Source organism: Leisingera sp. JC11 (genome assembly GCF_040704725.1).
In the GTDB taxonomy this organism is placed as follows: Bacteria; Pseudomonadota; Alphaproteobacteria; order Rhodobacterales; family Rhodobacteraceae; genus Leisingera.
In genome coordinates this window covers 88,574-103,712 of sequence record NZ_JBFCVS010000015.1, presented here as the reverse complement: position 1 = coordinate 103,712, position 15,139 = coordinate 88,574, and the positions used below count along the sequence as shown (strand labels likewise).

Annotated in this window: 20 protein-coding genes; 10 read left to right on the top strand and 10 right to left on the bottom strand. The window is 64.6% G+C overall.

All coding sequences use genetic code 11. From position 1 onward, the window contains the following. The first annotated feature begins 107 nt into the window (after positions 1 to 107). Entirely contained in the window at positions 108 to 671 is a 564-nt protein-coding gene (locus AB1A62_RS16475) for a hypothetical protein (protein WP_366662550.1), read from the top strand. A 287-nt stretch (positions 672 to 958) separates the two neighbouring features. On the opposite strand, the gene AB1A62_RS16470 is transcribed toward AB1A62_RS16475, so the two are convergent. Continuing rightward, positions 959 to 1,261 carry a hypothetical protein gene (locus AB1A62_RS16470; protein WP_366662549.1) on the bottom strand — a complete coding sequence of 101 codons (303 nt, stop codon included), beginning with the start codon at positions 1,259 to 1,261 and terminating at the stop codon, positions 959 to 961. 302 nt (positions 1,262 to 1,563) lie between these two features. Here AB1A62_RS16470 and AB1A62_RS16465 point away from each other — a divergent pair, with 302 nt between their 5' ends. After that, positions 1,564 to 2,031, top strand: coding sequence for a YbaK/EbsC family protein (locus tag AB1A62_RS16465; protein ID WP_366662548.1), 468 nt, complete (start codon positions 1,564 to 1,566; stop codon positions 2,029 to 2,031). A 48-nt stretch (positions 2,032 to 2,079) separates the two neighbouring features. Here AB1A62_RS16465 and AB1A62_RS16460 read toward each other — a convergent pair whose 3' ends face one another. Continuing rightward, positions 2,080 to 2,340: a zf-TFIIB domain-containing protein gene (locus tag AB1A62_RS16460; RefSeq protein ID WP_366662547.1), complete on the bottom strand. Its 261-nt coding sequence runs from the start codon at positions 2,338 to 2,340 to the stop codon at positions 2,080 to 2,082. A gap of 153 nt (positions 2,341 to 2,493) precedes the next feature. On the opposite strand from AB1A62_RS16460, the gene AB1A62_RS16455 reads away from it, so the two are divergent. Continuing rightward, entirely contained in the window at positions 2,494 to 3,099 is a 606-nt protein-coding gene (locus tag AB1A62_RS16455; protein WP_366662546.1) for a hypothetical protein, read from the top strand. A gap of 15 nt (positions 3,100 to 3,114) precedes the next feature. Here the strand turns inward: AB1A62_RS16455 and AB1A62_RS16450 are convergent, their stop codons facing one another. Then, positions 3,115 to 3,522: a universal stress protein gene (locus AB1A62_RS16450; RefSeq protein WP_366662545.1), complete on the bottom strand. Its 408-nt coding sequence runs from the start codon at positions 3,520 to 3,522 to the stop codon at positions 3,115 to 3,117. A gap of 269 nt (positions 3,523 to 3,791) precedes the next feature. Here AB1A62_RS16450 and AB1A62_RS16445 point away from each other — a divergent pair, with 269 nt between their 5' ends. Then, positions 3,792 to 3,944 (top strand): hypothetical protein, encoded by a 153-nt coding sequence (locus tag AB1A62_RS16445; RefSeq protein WP_366662544.1) that lies wholly within the window; start codon positions 3,792 to 3,794, stop codon positions 3,942 to 3,944. A gap of 25 nt (positions 3,945 to 3,969) precedes the next feature. Here AB1A62_RS16445 and AB1A62_RS16440 read toward each other — a convergent pair whose 3' ends face one another. Then, positions 3,970 to 4,293 (bottom strand): antibiotic biosynthesis monooxygenase family protein, encoded by a 324-nt coding sequence (locus tag AB1A62_RS16440; RefSeq protein WP_174147275.1) that lies wholly within the window; start codon positions 4,291 to 4,293, stop codon positions 3,970 to 3,972. Positions 4,294 to 4,446: 153 nt separating this feature from the next. Between AB1A62_RS16440 and AB1A62_RS16435 the strand changes: the two genes are divergently transcribed. Then, positions 4,447 to 5,106: a hypothetical protein gene (locus AB1A62_RS16435; protein WP_366662543.1), complete on the top strand. Its 660-nt coding sequence runs from the start codon at positions 4,447 to 4,449 to the stop codon at positions 5,104 to 5,106. Between the two features lie 41 nt (positions 5,107 to 5,147). Beyond that, positions 5,148 to 5,633: a pyridoxamine 5'-phosphate oxidase family protein gene (locus AB1A62_RS16430; protein ID WP_366662542.1), complete on the top strand. Its 486-nt coding sequence runs from the start codon at positions 5,148 to 5,150 to the stop codon at positions 5,631 to 5,633. Between the two features lie 2 nt (positions 5,634 to 5,635). Here the strand turns inward: AB1A62_RS16430 and AB1A62_RS16425 are convergent, their stop codons facing one another. The 4 genes from AB1A62_RS16425 to AB1A62_RS16410 form a co-directional block, all read right to left on the bottom strand. After that, a complete protein-coding gene (locus tag AB1A62_RS16425; protein WP_366662541.1) occupies positions 5,636 to 7,921 on the bottom strand; it encodes a right-handed parallel beta-helix repeat-containing protein in 2,286 nt (761 codons plus the stop codon). Positions 7,922 to 8,018: 97 nt separating this feature from the next. After that, the gene (locus AB1A62_RS16420; RefSeq protein WP_366662540.1) at positions 8,019 to 8,420 is read right to left on the bottom strand and encodes a DUF4864 domain-containing protein; all 402 of its coding nucleotides are present in this window, start codon (positions 8,418 to 8,420) and stop codon (positions 8,019 to 8,021) included. A gap of 178 nt (positions 8,421 to 8,598) precedes the next feature. Beyond that, a complete protein-coding gene (locus AB1A62_RS16415) occupies positions 8,599 to 10,242 on the bottom strand; it encodes a lysine--tRNA ligase (protein WP_366662539.1) in 1,644 nt (547 codons plus the stop codon). A 137-nt stretch (positions 10,243 to 10,379) separates the two neighbouring features. Continuing rightward, on the bottom strand, positions 10,380 to 11,264 hold the full coding sequence (locus AB1A62_RS16410) for a LysR substrate-binding domain-containing protein (RefSeq protein WP_366662538.1): 885 nt from the start codon (positions 11,262 to 11,264) through the stop codon (positions 10,380 to 10,382). A gap of 96 nt (positions 11,265 to 11,360) precedes the next feature. Here AB1A62_RS16410 and AB1A62_RS16405 point away from each other — a divergent pair, with 96 nt between their 5' ends. The 3 genes from AB1A62_RS16405 (at position 11,361) to AB1A62_RS16395 (ending at position 12,877) form a co-directional block, all read left to right on the top strand. After that, entirely contained in the window at positions 11,361 to 11,819 is a 459-nt protein-coding gene (locus tag AB1A62_RS16405) for a cupin domain-containing protein (protein WP_366662537.1), read from the top strand. Positions 11,820 to 11,923: 104 nt separating this feature from the next. Then, positions 11,924 to 12,346 carry a tellurite resistance TerB family protein gene (locus AB1A62_RS16400; protein ID WP_174147283.1) on the top strand — a complete coding sequence of 141 codons (423 nt, stop codon included), beginning with the start codon at positions 11,924 to 11,926 and terminating at the stop codon, positions 12,344 to 12,346. 123 nt (positions 12,347 to 12,469) lie between these two features. Beyond that, a complete protein-coding gene (locus AB1A62_RS16395; RefSeq protein ID WP_366662536.1) occupies positions 12,470 to 12,877 on the top strand; it encodes a DUF2513 domain-containing protein in 408 nt (135 codons plus the stop codon). Positions 12,878 to 12,968: 91 nt separating this feature from the next. On the opposite strand, the gene AB1A62_RS16390 is transcribed toward AB1A62_RS16395, so the two are convergent. Further along, a complete protein-coding gene (locus AB1A62_RS16390; protein WP_366662535.1) occupies positions 12,969 to 13,880 on the bottom strand; it encodes a cysteine synthase family protein in 912 nt (303 codons plus the stop codon). A 119-nt stretch (positions 13,881 to 13,999) separates the two neighbouring features. On the opposite strand from AB1A62_RS16390, the gene AB1A62_RS16385 reads away from it, so the two are divergent. After that, positions 14,000 to 14,374, top strand: coding sequence for a helix-turn-helix domain-containing protein (locus AB1A62_RS16385; protein ID WP_366662534.1), 375 nt, complete (start codon positions 14,000 to 14,002; stop codon positions 14,372 to 14,374). On the opposite strand, the gene AB1A62_RS16380 is transcribed toward AB1A62_RS16385, so the two are convergent. Further along, the gene (locus tag AB1A62_RS16380) at positions 14,371 to 15,090 is read right to left on the bottom strand and encodes a GNAT family protein (protein WP_366662533.1); all 720 of its coding nucleotides are present in this window, start codon (positions 15,088 to 15,090) and stop codon (positions 14,371 to 14,373) included. The two genes, AB1A62_RS16385 and AB1A62_RS16380, sit on opposite strands and share 4 nt — an antisense overlap. Positions 15,091 to 15,139 lie beyond the last annotated feature (49 nt).

Here is a 15,139-nt window from a genome sequence, read left to right as displayed (position 1 = left end):
ACAAAGGCCTTTTTTGCAGACACAAACCCCATTCCCATTGGTCTTGTTTCAGACAAGACCATGTTTACTTTGACCACTATTCAGCCAATGGCTTTCTTCATAACCGCATGAAAAAACTTCTCATTTTCCTCTTAGCCACGATCCCTAGCTTGGCCTTTTCGGAAAACCTTACCCACGAAGACCTCCGTAAAGTCGAAACCGCCTGGGAGAAAGTGGATCCTTTTGGTGCCGGCAGCAGGCTTTCCCTTTCCATTGACGACTGCACTATGCATTTTCGCAGGTCGCCCGCAGGTTCCTGTGAAGATGGCGGCACTCTGCGCATGTCTGAGCAGGTGATAGACCTGCGTGAAGTGTCTGCAATCCAAAGTTTGGTGCAAGAAACGCGGCCGCACATCCGCTTTCACTATCGTGTGCCCAAACCAAATCGGCTGGAAGCGCTCGCCAATCATTTACCCAAACCGATAGAGGAAGCATTTCAAGACTACACCGAAGCTTCCGATGACCTTCTGGAAGGCGCCAAGCTTACGTCTGGAAAGAGACAGATTAGATGCGACGGCAGTGAGACCACGCAAAGTAAACGACACACATTGATTTTTGTGGCGAAGCGACCGGAGCACTGGAGCATGTTCCGTTCGCTAGCCTCCCAATGCGGTGTCGCCAACTTCGAATAGCACCCCAGCGCCCGATCCCGAGGGTGGGGGTTCGCGTCCGCCACCAAGCCGAAGGCGTGCCACGCATAGTTGGCGCACCTTTGGTGCGACGGGGGCGGGTCGGGCGCGATGCACGGCAAAGCCGTGCAAGGTCACCGCAAACCCATTAACAATTTATAAACAAACAAGGTTTCGCAGCGAAACCCCGTTTCATTTACACCTGTGCCTAGCCACTGCTCCCCAGCCCCAAGCCAAAAAAACCCTCCGGAAATTCCGGAGGGGGGCCACTCTTCACCAGACAGCCAAAATCAGTTGTCTGCGGCAGTCTCGGTGCCAGCATCTTCCGGCGGGGTCACTTCGATGCCGGGCACGGTGATCTCGGCGTCCTTCATCTCCACGTCCACCTCCGGTACCTTCACGGTGGCGGTTTCCCCGGTCAGTTCGACCGACCCGACCTCGGCATCGAACTCGGGCAGCTGCCCGCCCTCGACGTTCACTTCCACGTCCGGCAGGCGGGCCTCTTCGGTCTGGTCGACGTCGATCATGTAGAACGCGGCGGCAACGGCGATAACGGCGGCCACCCCGATGGCAACGGCAGATCCGGTCTTCATGGTTCATTCCCTCTCGATTACCCTGCACCACAGCGGTGCGTCGCAGGGATAACGGCCAGACTGCGCCCGCGGTTCCAAAAGGATTTCAGCCGCTTGCCGCAGCCCCGCGGCCTGCCTCTTGCCCGACTCACCCCTTCGGGCGCAGACTGGAGGGCACCAGAAACCTGCGCGCGCCCCGGCTTGCCGCTTGCTGCGCCCAGATCTGATGCCGCCGCCAGATCAGTGAGCCAGGATGCTCCCGCGGCGCCCAGGACCTGAGCCACGCGCCGCCGGGGCCCGCGCCCCAGACAGGAGGACCTTCGATGATTGCCTCACGCCTGAAACATCATCTGGAGGCACAGGGCTTGCCCTTCGCCACCGTCCGTCACCCCTATACCGCCACCGCATCCGAATGCGCCGAAGCCGCGCATGTGCCGGGCGGCCACCTGGCCAAATCGGTGCTGATTCACATGGAGGAAGGCCCCTTCCTGGCGGTGATCCCGTCCGACCAGAAGGTCGATCTGCACAAGCTGCAGTCGATGGTCGACCGCCGTCTCGGGCTGGCGCCGGAGATTGAGCTGGACCAGGTCTTTGACGATTGCGACCCGGGCGCGGCGCCCTGCGTCGGCGCGGCCTATATGGTGCCCACGATAATCGACGACAGCCTCACCGGGCTCGACAAGGTCTGGTTCGAGGCCGGCGATCACAAGACGCTGGTGGAGATGAAGGGCTCCGATTTCGACACCCTGATGAAGGACGCCAAACACGGCTCCTTCTGCACCATGCACTGATGCCTGCGGCCAGCCGCCCCAATGCTGCCGGGGCGGCGCCACCGGCTGTCAGAAGTCGAACAGATCTTCCAGGAAATTCTTCTTTTTCTTCTTGTAGTATTTCTTCTCGTGTCGCGGCTCATGATCGCGGCCGCGGTCGTCATAGCGCTGCGGCTGCGGCGCCGGCTGCACCGGCTGTGCCGACCGTTCGATGATCTTGTCCAATTCCCCCCGGTCCAGCCACACCCCGCGGCAGCGCGGGCAATAGTCGATCTCGACGCCGGCGCGGTCGGACATGACAAGTTCGGTTCCGTCAATCGGGCACTGCATTCGCTTCTCCTTGCACAACTTCTGCAGTTGACGTGGGAACCGCCCCCGCGCTCTGCAAGGCAAAGCCAGTGCAAAAACGCGCAATTTGCGGGTTTCCGCCCGTTTCCAGACAGCTGACCCATGGTAAGCTGCCTGCAAATCACGGAGGCTTACATGAGCAGCAAGACCATCCTCGCCGGGCTTCTGGCCCTGATCCTCTCCTGCGTGCCGGCCTTGGCGGACGGCGGCGGCGGCGGCAGCCGGGACGGAATGGACAGCGGCGGCGGCCAGCGCAGCGGCCTCAGCTCCAAGGCCACTCAGGCAGTTGTGAAAACCCTGACCAGCGGCTTTGAGCGCTGCGGCACCCTGCCCCAGGTCTACAAATTCGACTGCTACCGTCACACCTACAAGCTGGCAGCCCAGAAGCTGAACGGCAATCAGGCCTATGCCGAGGCCTACAAGGCGCTGGTGCTGGTCGAGGAAACCCTGACGCGGTCCGTCAAGCAGAACCTGGACCCGGCCCAGCCCCCCAAGCGCAAGGGGCTGAACCTTTACCGTGCGGTGAAACCGGCAGCGGTGCCGCAGATCAAGCGGCAGGCGGAATCGGCGATGAAACAGGCGGAAACCATCCTGCTGCGCTCGCCCGCAAACAAGCAGGTGCATTACGCCCGCATCGCCGAGGCGGTGAATTCCAACAAGGTGCTCTTGCGCTCCGCCCTGCTGCCCGGGGGCATGATCCGGCTGGCCTGGAGCCTGCTGAAAACGGCGGTTCCGGCCTAGGCCGCGGCCCGCCCCTCAGCGCACCACATGCACGGCGCAGGCTGCGTGGCGCACCACGTGGCCTGAGGTCGACCCCCAGATCAGGTCCTGCATCGCCGGGCGGTGCGAGGCGAGGATGATCAGGTCGGGCTGGTTCTGCTCTGCCCAGTCCAGGATGGTGCGGCCGGAGTGGCCCTCCACCAGCACCCCTTCAGCATCGGGCAGGGTCTTGGCCAGCCCGTCCAGCTCTGCCTGCAGCGCATTGCGGGTGTCCTCCATGAAATCCGCCGGGATGTAGGAAATCGCATAGGCCGGCACCTGTTCGATCACATGCAGCAGCGTCACCTTGGCCCCCGGCGCCGACAGCAGCCGCGCCACCTTGAGCGGCCCGGTCACGTCGCGTTCCGGATCAAATGAGATCGGCACCAGAATATTGTGATACATCGCAATTCTCCCTTCGCTGGCAGTCTACACCATTTTTCCGCTCTGTTGCTTGATCCGGATCATCCGCGGCGTGCAATCCGGACCGCGGCGGCAACGCCTTGTCCGGAACGCCGCAGGTCCCGCAGGGTTCCAGACAAGGACCCGCCCGGCGGCACGCTGGCATCTTCTTTGACAGGCGGCCGGAGGATTGCCGACCCCCTCCTTGCAGCCTTGCCGGCGCTGGCCGGAGGGTCAGGGCGGTCAAGCCGGAAGGGCGGAGCCTGGCGGCAGTGGTCCTCCCGCGCGCCTGCGCCCGGGCGGTGACGCTCCTGCTGCGCTCCCCGAAGCCGATGAAGGCGCACTGCGCGCGCATCGCCGCGGCGGCGGACTCGGCCAAGGCCGTCATCCGCTCCGGGCTGATGACCCTGCGCCGGTTCATTTGAGGTTCTGCCCCTAGCCAGCGGGGCCTCAGGCCCCGAACACCTCGGCGACGTCATACATCACCGGCTCGAAGCTGCGGCACAGCTCGTTGATCTTGCGGTTGCGCTCGCGCATCTCCGGGCTGCGCAGCATCGCCATGAAATCCTCGCGGCGGCGCCATTGCGAATAATTGGCGATCCGGGTCTGGGCGTCGTTCACATGCAGGCCGGCCGAGATGAAGCCCGGCTGCTTGGAAATGAACTCCGAATAGGCGTCCTCAAGCGCCTCCAGCAGGTCCTGGCATGTCCCCGGCGTCATCTCGAATGTGGTGATAACGGTCTGGATGTCCGCGGTTTTTGCTATTTTCGGCATTGGCTCCTCCGTTGACGTGACCCCAGCCTACGCCCGTTCACGCGGAAAGCGCACGACATTTTTTACGGAACGCCCCCCGGCGGCGCGGAAGATGGTTAACACAACCTTAACCATAAAGCCGAACCCTTGATGCACCCGCGATGAGGCCAAGGGATGAGAACTGCCTATGCCGCCTGTCTTGCCGTGCTGCTGGCCCCGCCGGCGGATGGCGGCGCTTGGCTGGAGGTGCCGGGCCAGGGCTTTGCCGCGGCCAGCGCCACTTTCCGGCAGACCGCCAGCGGCGCGCAGCATGAGCTGAGCTATTACGGCGCCTATGGGATCACGCCGAAACTGACGCTGGGGGTGGACCTGAACCAGACCGGCGGTCAGTCCGGCCATGCGCTGGTCTTTGCCCGGCTGCCGCTGCGCGAAGGCGCGCGCTACAGGCTGGCGGCGGAGGCGGCTTTTGGCGGCAATCACGACCGCGGGTTGTGGATGATAATGCAGAAGGCCACCCTGTCTTACGGCCGCGGGTTCGAAACGGCCAGGGCCAGCGGCTGGCTGGCGATTGATGCGGCCTATGAGCTGCGCAACAGCGGACTGACTGCGATCTGGAAACTGGACGCCACCCTGGGGCTGAACCGGCCCGGCAAAGCCGCGCCGATGCTGCAGATCGAGACCGCAAAGCCGGAGGGCGGGCGTTTTTCCTATACGCTGACGCCTGCGCTGCGCTATCCGCTGCCATCCGGGCACGAGCTGATCCTGGGGCTGGAGCACCGCAACGCGGGCGACAGCAGCCTTGGCCTGAAACTGGGGCTGTGGCAGAAGTTCTGAACCCCTGCCCCAGTAATAACGCCCCGGACAGAAAGCGCGCCATGGCCGATGTGATCCGCCCCACCGATGATGAAGCCCGTGAGCTGGCCCGCGGCCTGATGGAGAGCGCGCGCTTTGCCGCGCTTGGGGTGCTGCTGGAGGGCGGCCAGCCGCTGGTGACGCGGGTGGCCTTCGGGCTGGCCCCCGACGGATGCCCGGTCAGCCTGGTCTCGGACCTGGCGCAGCACACCGGGGCGCTGCGGCGGCACCCGGCCTGCTCGCTGATGGTGGGGGAGCCGGGCGCCAAGGGCGATGCGCTGACCCATCCGAGGCTGAGCCTGATGGCGGAGGCGCAGTTTGTGCCGCGCCAGGACCCCGCGCATGAGGTCCTGGCCGGGGCCTATCTGCGGCATCAGCCCAAGGCCAGGCTGTACCTGCAGTTTGCCGATTTCAGCTTTGTCCGCTTCGCCGTCACGGCGGCGCATCTGAACGGCGGCTTCGGCAAGGCCTTCCGCCTTGCCGCCGCTGATCTGCTGCCCGGCGGCTGACATCAGCTGTCCATCCGCATCAGCACCTGCACCTCGCCCTTGACTGCCTCCTGCCAGTGCAGGCGGATCTCGTCCTGGTTCGTGCCCTGCAGCACCTCGGCATAGGGCGTGATGTAGCGGGTGCTGTTGCCGCTGGTCTGCAGCGGCCCCAGCGCCACCACGCTGTCGGCAAAGCGGGCGTAGCCCTGGAACGGCAGCTCCCCGTCTGAATCCACGGTCCAGGAGGACGACGCCGAAGACTGATCATGCAGCACCCGCAGCGGGTTGGCCGATTGGGCAGTGACGTTGTGGTACATGTTGCCGGTGACCACCACGTTCTTGGAGCGGCTGAAATCCAGGCCGGCAAAGCTGGTATCGACCCGCTCTGCCCGGTCGATGCTGCCATTGGTGGAGCGGAACTTGTTGCCGGTCACCGAGACGCCGTTCAGGTAGTGGCCGCTGCCGTAGGGTTTCACCACGATATAGCTGAACCAGGGCGCGACATCGCCGGACAGGAACACATTGGCATTGATCGACAGCGCGCTGAAGGAAAAGCCACTGGTGTAGTCCGGGGACGCGTCGCGTTCGTTGGTCCATTCGATGAAGCAGTTGTCGACATAGTTGTCGGACACGGTGGAGGTGCAGTTGTTGGAGGTCAGCACCAGCCCCGCGGTGCGCACCCCGTTCGGGACGCTGTCGCCCTGGAAGAAGTGGTTGCCGGTCACCGTGTTGTTGCTGCCGCCCAGGATCGCGAAGTGGCGGAAGCGGGTGGCACGGTTGCTGCGCAGCTTGGCGTCGTTGTTGTTGACGTTGAGCCCGATGCTGACCCGGTCCGGCACGTCCAGCGGGTCCTCGTCCGACAGGAATTGGCAGTTGTCGACCAGGATGCCCTGGCAACCGGTGCCGATGGAGGTGATGCCGCGGTCCAGAGGGCGGGAAATGAAGCAGCTGTCGAAAGTATTGACCGATCCGGACGGCGACAGCCGCACAGCGCTGCAGCGGCCGTTGCACTGGAACTCGATATCCTGCAGCCCGAATTTGCTGAGCGAACTGAAGCCGCTGAAATCCACCAGGTACTTGAAGTCGCGGAAGGTGAAAGTCTGGGTGCCCTCGGCATCGTAAAGCGCGGCGCTGAGGGTGAGCTCTCCGGCACCGGTGTTCTTGGATCTGACATAGACCTCGCGGCCCACGCCCGCGCCCTCGACTAGGGAACCGACGGCGATGTTGGCGATATTGGCGACATTGGTCAGCTTCTTGGAATCCGACGCGCTGTAGGTCGCCTGCGAGGTCACGGCATCGGTGTCCCAGGCGGCGCTGTCGGCGGCCTCCAGCTGGCCGTTGCGGATGATCCGGCGGGTGGCGTAGGAGGACTTGTTCGGCACCGCCGCGGCCATGTCGATGGGTCCGGTGACGGTGATCTTGCGGCCCATCAGGTCGAGCGATTCATGGTCGGAGTTGTTGATCAGCGCCTGAAATGCCTTCTTGAAGCCCAGCTCCTCATTGCCGAAGGCGGCGGCATAGGCGGGGAAGTTGTAGGTCTTGGTCAACAGCAGCATGGCGCTGTCCGGCATCTCTACCGTTCCTTCGAACACCGCTTCGTGGTTCAGCGAGACGGTGCTGCCAAGGTAGTATTCGCCCGCAGGCACCAGGATGCGGCGGCCGTCCGCGGCGGCATCTGCGGCCTCAAACGCCGCGGCGCAGTCAAAGCTGCCGTTGCCGATGGCGCCGTAGTCGGTCACGTCCACCACGCTCAGCATATCGCGCAGGAAGGCGCTGGTGATATCGGTGATCTCGATATCGTCAATCCGCACCACGCCGCCGTTGGCGCCGGTGAGGTCGAGGCCGAAATGGCCGTAGGCCGCATCGCGGCCCCAGGGCATGTCCACGCCGCCGCGGCTGCCGCTGCCGACGATGCCGGCCACTTCCACCACATCGCCATAGGCGGTGAGCGCCACCTGCGGCGCAAATTCGGTGACCCCGCTGATGTGGCTGCCGCCCGCTGCCGCCGCCCAGCCGGCAATGCGGACCGAGGGCAGCGCGCCGCTGACGGCCTTGATGCGAATCCTGATCTGCAGATAGCAGCCCGGTTGCAGCGGCGTCTGGCCCATGAAGCGCAGCTTCTGGGTGTTCTCGGTCTTCTGCATCTCCAGGCAGCCGCCGAAATCCGCGTCCGCCGCCACAAAGACCGCATTGGCGGCGCCGTCATAGGTGTCTGAGCCCGGGGTGCCGTCGCCGCTGGACCAGACATCGAGGCCGTCCGCAAAGGCGGGGGGCATCAGCTGCAGACCTTCGGTGATTGCCTTGTTCATGGAAGCTTCCTTTCATGCTGCGCATTTCGCGTTCGGGGAAAAGGAAGTACAGGAGCGGCGTTAAATTCCGCCCAGCGGTGCGTACGCTGTCCTGGGTTCAGACGCTGTCAGCCTGCCCTTTCAGCAGGTGTACCGCGTTGATTTTCCAACCGTTTTCCAGATTAACCATTTGGTAATCCAACAGGTGCACGGCGCCTGTTTGGTCGGTGATCATCACCCGCTGCCACAGGCTGCCCGCGACCTCGCGCAGGTCCAGATAGCGCACCTCGGCCGGACGCCAGACCATCGGGTAGCCCTGGCGCACCATCCCGGCAAACCGCTCAGGCGTGCCGAAAATCCGCCGGATATTCGGCGAGGCGTAGGAGAACGCGGTCTCGGTATCGTTGTTCAGGAAGGCCTCAAACTGAGAGCCGATCACGGCGGTGACCGGCTCTTTCTGAGCTAATGCCGGGAAGGTCAGAAGAAAAACACTAACCCCCGCAAACAGAACACTGCGCATCTGTCCCTCCCGGTCCGTTCTCATAAGTTAGAACAGAGTGACGTTGCGTCAAAACTTTTTTTGCGATCTGGTAATTTTTTTGCGCGGGGCAAGGCCGCAGGCCGCTGTGCGCAGCATTGCTGAAAACGAATAAGGGCGCGGAAACCCGCGCCCTGTCTTGGCTAAAGACTGTGCCGGCTTACGCCAGCTCGCCCGCCAACGCCTTGTCGATCAGCGCGATGGTGTCCTCGACGCCGTACAGCGCGATGAAACCGCCGAAACGCGGGCCCTGGGAGGCGCCCAGCAGCACCTCGTAGATCGCCGAGAACCAGGCGCGCAGCGGCTCGAACCCGTGGATCTTGCCGATGGCAAAAACCACGGATTGCAGGAATTCCTCATCCGCGAAGTCGGCCTCGGGCAGCGGGTCGTCGTTGCCGGCAATCTCGTTCTTCTTGGCAATCGCGGCCAGGGCTGCGTCTGCCGATTTCAGCGCGTCCGCCAGATCCTGCAGCGCCGCGCGCTCCTGATCGGTGGGCAGGCGGAATTCCTTCGCGGGTTTCACGAAGTCATTGAAATAGGCCACCGCAAAGCCCGCCGCCTGATCCATGCCCGGATGGGTGTCGGGGGTGGCGTTGGGGGCGTATTTGTTGATGAAGCCCCACATGGTTTCCTTGTCCTCGGCGCTGGAGGCGGAGGCCAGGTTCAGCAGCATCGAGAACGGCACCACCATGTCCGACTGCGGAACATCGCCGCCGTGGATGTGCCAGACCGGGTTGTTGAGCTGCGCCTTCAGGTCCTGCCCGTGGTAGGCGCGCAGCTGCTGGTGGTACTCATCCACCGCCTTGGGGATCACGTCGAAATGCATCCGCTTGGCGGTCTTCGGCTTCTGGTACATGAAGTACGCCAGGCTCTCGGTCGAGGCATAGGTCAGCCATTCGTCGATCGAGATGCCGTTGCCGGAGGATTTGGAGATCTTCTGGCCATTGGCATCCAGGAACAGTTCATAGGTGAAATGCTCCGGCGCGCGCTGGCCCAGCACCCGGCAGATGCCGTCATAGATCGGCGTGTTGGTGGAGTGGTCCTTGCCGTACATCTCGAAATCGACCTCGAGCGCGGCCCAGCGGGCGCCGAAATCCGGCTTCCACTGCAGCTTCACGTTGCCGCCGGTGACCGGCAGGGTCCATTCCTTGCCGTCCTCGTCGTCAAAGGTGATGGTATAGGTCTCGGCGCAGACCTTCTTCATCGGCACATAAAGCACGCGGCCGGTTTCCGGATGGATCGGCAGGAAGATCGAATAGGTCTGGCGGCGCTCTTCGCGCAGAGACTTCAGCATGATCTCCATGATGTCGTCGTACTTGTCGACGGCGCGCTTCAGCACCTCGTCGAACTGGCCGGAGCCGTAGAATTCGGTTGCCGAATAGAACTCATACTCGAACCCGAAGGTGTCGAGGAACCGGCGCAGCATGGCGTTGTTGTGGTGGCCGAAGCTCTCATGCGTGCCGAACGGGTCCGGCACCGAGGTCAGCGGCTTCTGCAGATGCTCTGCCAGCGCCTCCTGGTTGGGGACGTTGCCCGGCACCTTGCGCATCCCGTCCAGGTCATCGGAGAAGCAGATCAGCTTGGCGGGGATGTCCGAGATGGTCTCGAACGCCTTCTTGATCATGGTGGTGCGGGCGACCTCGCCGAAGGTGCCGATATGCGGCAGGCCGGAGGGGCCATAGCCGGTTTCGAACAGCACATAGCCCTTCTCCGGCGCGCCCTTGGCATAACGTTTGAGAACCCGGCGGGCTTCTTCAAACGGCCAGGCTTTGCTCTTCAGAGCTTCTTCGCGCACATCAGACATTTGTGTTCTCCATCGGCGGCAGTTTTGTCAGCGATCGGGGTGCCGCGTGATCATCCCGGATGCCCCATGCACCCGGCCCTTCCCTCTATTGTGCCTGTGCAGCATGAGTCAATGATCACTGGCCCGGGCGGCGTATGCTAGGCCGCCTTTTCGGTGATCCAGGCCAGGATGTCCCGCACGTCGCGCCCGGCCGCCAGGCCATCGCGGGCAGAGGCAAAGTAGCCGCGCGCGGAGCTGGCGCTTGGCCCCTCCAGCCGCACCAGCGCGCCGGTGCCCAGAAAGCTGTCGAGCACCCCGCCCCAGGCCAGGCACACCCCCTGCCCGGCCAGCGCAGCGTTGACCAGCATCGCATAGGAGTTGAAGTCGAGCGCGCGGGCGCCGGACGGCATTGCCAGGCCCGCCTCCTGAAACCAGCTGGGCCAGTCATGCCACTGGCTGCGGGCGGCCTCCATCGTCAGCAGCGTCATACGCGCAAAATCATGGCGGTCCGCGGCCATCCCCAGGCGCGTCAGATACAACGGGCTGGCCACCGGAAAGACCTCATCCCCCAGCAGCCGCTGCTCCTGCCCGGCGCCTGTTTCCGGCAGCCCGAAGCGGATCAGCAGATCGCCGGGCCGGACCGCCTCTCCATACTCCTGGCTTAGGATACGGATGGTCACCCCGGGAAAGGCGTCCTCCAGCGCGCCCAGCCGCGGGATCAGCCAGAAGGCGACAAATCCGGCGGGGGCCGAAACCGTCACCACCCGCCCCTGCGCGCTCTGCCGCAAACGGGCCACCGAGGCCTCTATCTGCCCGAAGCCGCTGTGCAGGGCCTGCAGAAGATCCTTGCCCTGCGGGGTCATCCGCACGGGCTTGCGGCTGCGGTCGAACAGGGCGCAGCCCAGGTCCGCCTCCAATGCCGCGATCCGGCGCGACACCGCGGGCTGCGAGACATTCAGTTCCTGCGCGGCGGCGGTCAGGGTGCCGTGGCGCGCCGCGGCATAAAAGGCGGTGAGTCCGGAAAAGCTGGGAAGGCGCTCCATCTATCATAACCTCAGCGTATATTACTGTGCAGCTTTACCCTATTGAGCGAAACCCGGGAAGGCCTCTAACTGGGCGGCAGGATGAGGAGACCCGCGATGACTGCAGAACTGACCACCCTGGCTGCCGATCTGGGCGATGCGGAACAGCTGCATCAGCCCTCCAACCTGCCGCATGCGCCGCTGGCGGTGGATGCCGCGCAGGTGCCGCTGGCGGGCGGCACCGATCCGGCCTATGGCGAGGTGCGCTGGCGCACGCTGATCAACGGCAGCGAGGACGCCCCGCGCGACATGGTGCTGGGGATTGCCGAGTTCGGCCCCGGCGGCCGCCTGCTGCCGCACCGCCATGACCCGGCAGAGTTCTATTTCGGGCTGGAGGGGTCCGGGGTGGTGACCATCGACGGCATCCCGCATGAGATTCGCCCCGGCGTGGCCATCTATGTGCCCGGCGGCGCCGAGCACGGCACCGTGGCGGGCCGGGACGGGTTGCGCTTCGCCTATGGGTTTGCCGAACCGAGCTTTGAGCAGATCCAGTACCGGTTTTCCGCACAAGCTTGAATACGAGGCGGATTTTTGCGGCTTTGGCGCGGGCAGCAGTTGAACCTGCCCCGCCCTGTACCTATCCTGATTGCAGCAGCATGCAGCATGAAAAGGATGCCTCGATGAGTGAGCAAACCCCGCACCCGATGTCCCCGCAGGACTGCCTGGTGGCGCTGATGGTGGCGGTGTCGGCCTCGGACGAGAACATCCGCACCGCTGAGCTGGTCAAGATCCAGTCGGCGGTCAACATGCTGCCGGTGTTTGCCGACTACGACATCGACCGGGTGGCCCGCATTTCCCGCACCGTGTTCGACCTGTTCGAGCAGGAGGACGGGCTGGAGGCGCTGTTCGGGCTGATCCGCGGCGACCTGCCGGAGCGGCTGTTCGAAACGGCTTACGCGCTGTCCTGCGACGTGGCGGCGGCCGACGGGGTGCTGGGCGAGACCGAGCTCGAATTCCTGGCGGAGGTCCGTTACGAGCTGAACATCGACCGGCTGCATGCCGCCGCGATCGAGCGCGGCGCGCGGGCCCGGCACATGGTCTGACGGCGGCCGCTTCAGGCAGCTGCCCTTGCCCGCATTGCATGGCAGGGTTGCACAACGCAAGCTTGCAACAGATTTGACCCATTCCCATTTGGCGCTAGTTCGACGCCTATCGGGAAACGGGTCATGGTCACGTGGCAAAGAGACATCAGTGAAATCCGCAGGCTGCTGCTCGAGATCGAGGGCGGCAGGGAGGCGTTCTGCGCCCTGCCGCGGTCCGCTGCCGAAGCGATGATGCTGCCCGCGGAGGACTGCCTGCCCGATGCCGAGGCCCGCAAGCTGGCCTATCACCTGAGCCTGCTGGAAAGCGCCGGGCTGGCGCGGTTCAGCCGGCTGTCCAACGGCAACTGGCATGTGCGCGGCCTGACCTGGAGCGGCCATGAACTGCTGGACAACATCCGCCGCGAGGACGTCTGGGCTGCGGTCCAGGAACGGCACCGGCAGCTGGGCGGCTTCAGCATGGAGATCCTCAGCGGCCTGGCTGGGGAAATGATGCGCCGCGAGGCCGGCGCGCTGGAAACTTCCGGCACCTGAGCAGTGCTTTCCGGGGACCCGGCCGGCGCGCACTCCGCGCCGGCCGTTGCATGTCAGGAGACTGCCGGAATGCGGAGCGCCCCCGGCAACGTCACCGGTACAGCGCGGAATTCAGGTAGCGCAGGCCGGTGTCGATCACCACGGTAACCACCCGCTTGCCCGGCCCCAGTTCGCGCGCCCGCTGCAGCGCCGCCCAGATGTTGGCGCCGGAGGTGATGCCGCCCAGCAAGCCCTCCTGCTGCGCCAGCATGCGGGCACCGGCAAAGGCGTCCTCGTCCCGGACCGGCACCACCGCGTCAATCAGGTCGCGGCGCAGGATTTTCGGCAGGAAGGACAGACCGATCCCCTCCAGCTGGTGGGTGCCGCTGGTGTCGCCGCCCGACAGGTTGCGCACGTGGTAGGGCTCAATGGCGATGATGCGGGTTGCGGGGTTCGCCTCCTTCAGCACCTCGGCATTGCCGGAAATGCAGCCGCCGCCGCCGGTCGCCATCACGAATTCATCCACCACACCGTCCAGCTGCGCCAGGATCTCCCGCGCCATGCCGTGATAGCCGCGCTTGTTGTCCATGTTGTTGACCTGATCGGTCCAGAACACGCCCGGCTCCGCCGCCAGTTCCTTGGCCCGCGCAATGGTGCGGTCGATCACGCTGGCGGTCAGGATGCCGCCCTCGGCATGGATGATCTCCACCTCGGCGCCATAGGCGCGCATGGTCTGCAGCTTCTCCTCCGAGAACGCGTTGGAAGAGACGAAATGCGCCCGGTAGCCGCGGGTGGCGCAGACCATCGCCAGCGAGCTGCCGGTGCTGCCGCCGGTGTATTCCACCACCTTGCCGCCGGGCTTCAGATCGCCGCGCCGCTCGGCGCCTTCGATCATCGACAGCGCCATCCGGTCCTTCATGCTGCCGGTCGGATTGGCGCCTTCCCATTTCACCCAGACCTCGGCCATGTCCGGTGCGGTCAGGTGCTTCAGCTGCACAAGCGGCGTGTTTCCGATGGCGTTCATGTGGCGGCTCTCCCTTGCTGCGCGACTCACTTTCAAAATTAAAGTCACTATGCGCCAGTGGCTTTCATTTTGAAAGCCGCTTAATCTGGGGGAGTGCCAGAACCCGCAGGAGCCGCGCCATGCCCCAGCCGCAAACCAATTTCCGCTCGCGCTGCTCGATTGCCCGCACGCTGGATGTGCTGGGGGACAAGTGGACGCTTCTGGTGGTGCGCGACCTGATGTGGCACGGCAAGCATACGTTCCAGGAGCTGCAGGCGAGCGAGGAGCATATTGCCGCCAACCTCCTGTCGGAGCGGCTGAAGCGGCTGATGGCGCTGGGGCTGGTGGCGCGGGAGGCCTATCAGGACCGGCCGGTGCGCTACCGCTATGCGCTGACTGAGGAGGGCCGCAGCCTGGAGCCGCTGCTGCTGCAGGTCATGGGCTGGGGCCACGCGCATCTGGGCGGCGGGCTGTTTGATCCGCAATCCGGACAGACGGTGGCAGAGGCGGATTAACCCCTGTGGGCTGCAATCAGCCTTTTTAGGCTCTGTTTTTGCTGTCCCTGCGCGTCGAAATTGCCGGGGTCGAGCCATTCGGCATAGGCCGCCTCCAGCCGCGGCCATTCGCTGTCCAGCACCGCATACCAGGCGGTGTCGCGGTTGCGGCCCTTGTAGACGACGGCCTGGCGGAACAGGCCCTCATAGGTGAAACCCAGCCGCTCCGCCGCGCGGCAGGAGGGCGCGTTCAGGGCGTCGCATTTCCACTCATAACGGCGGTAGCCCAGGTCGTTGAACACCCGCGCCATCATCAGGAACATCGCCTCCGTCGCAGCGGGTGTGCGCTGCAGGGCGGGCGCATAGGTGATGCCGCCGACCTCGATCACGCCATGTTCGGGCTTGATCCGCATATAGCTGGCCACACCTTCGGCCCGGCCGCTAGCGCCGTTGACGATGGCGAAATAGGGCTGCGCATCGACACCGCTGGCGCCCTGGATCCAGCTGCGCAGCTCGGCTTCCGTGCCAAACGGCCCCCAGGGGATATAAGTCCAGATCGCGCCGCTGGGGTCCTGGCTGAAGGCGGCAAACAGTTCCGCGGTGTGGCGGGCGGCGTCCAGCGGCTCCACCTGGCAATAGCGGCCCGCCATGCCCTCGTGGCCGGGCAGGCGCGCGCCCTGCCAGCCCGGCAGCGCAGCACCGATGGGCTGGCCGTGTTCGTTGATGCGGTCGGTCATTGTCTGGTCCTTTGCACTGCGGGCCGGCGGCCCCTGCCCGATGCCGCTG